The organism is Micrococcus sp. CS26, from assembly GCF_055522295.1.
This window is the reverse complement of the sequence record NZ_JBVFVY010000068.1, coordinates 1-555: the sequence shown is the minus strand read 5'-3', so window position 1 is coordinate 555 and position 555 is coordinate 1. Positions and strand designations below refer to the sequence as shown.

Annotated in this window: 1 protein-coding gene; it reads right to left on the bottom strand. The window is 68.8% G+C overall.

Annotated elements, in window-relative coordinates:
• A partial coding sequence (locus tag ACZ1IK_RS11240; RefSeq protein ID WP_465098525.1) for an integrase core domain-containing protein occupies positions 1 to 555 on the bottom strand: 555 nt, incomplete at both ends.

Sequence of the window (555 nt, the reverse complement as noted above, 5' to 3'; positions counted from 1 at the left end):
GCACTGCCGAGCGTACTCGGCTGGGGTTAGGTAGCCGAGCGAGGAGTGCCGGCGGTGGTGGTTGTACTCGTCCTTCCAGTCGCCGATGATGACCTGTGCGTGCAGCAGCGAGTAGAAGCTGTTGATGTTGAGGCACTCGTCGCGGATCCGGCTGTTGAACGACTCGACGTACCCGTTGCGCCACGGCGAGCCCGGAGGGATGTAGGACAGGCCGGTGCGGGTGCCGGCCCAGTCGGCCATCGCCTCGCTGATGAACTCCGGCCCGTTGTCCGACCTGAGCACCGCCGGGGCGCCCCGGGCGGCGACGAGGTCCTCGAGGTGGGCGGTGAGTCGGTCGGCGGTAATCGAGCGCTCCACGAGCCCGCCGATGCACTCCCGGGTGTGTTCGTCGACGATCGAGCAGATCTTGATCGGTCGTCCGTGCTCGTCGGCGTCGAACTGGAAGTCCACCGCCCACACCACGTTCGGCGCGTCCGCCGTCGGCGCGTCGACGGTCGAGGACCCGACGCGCTTGCGTCGACGCCGCTGCGGGACCCGGAGCCCTTCGTCACGCCA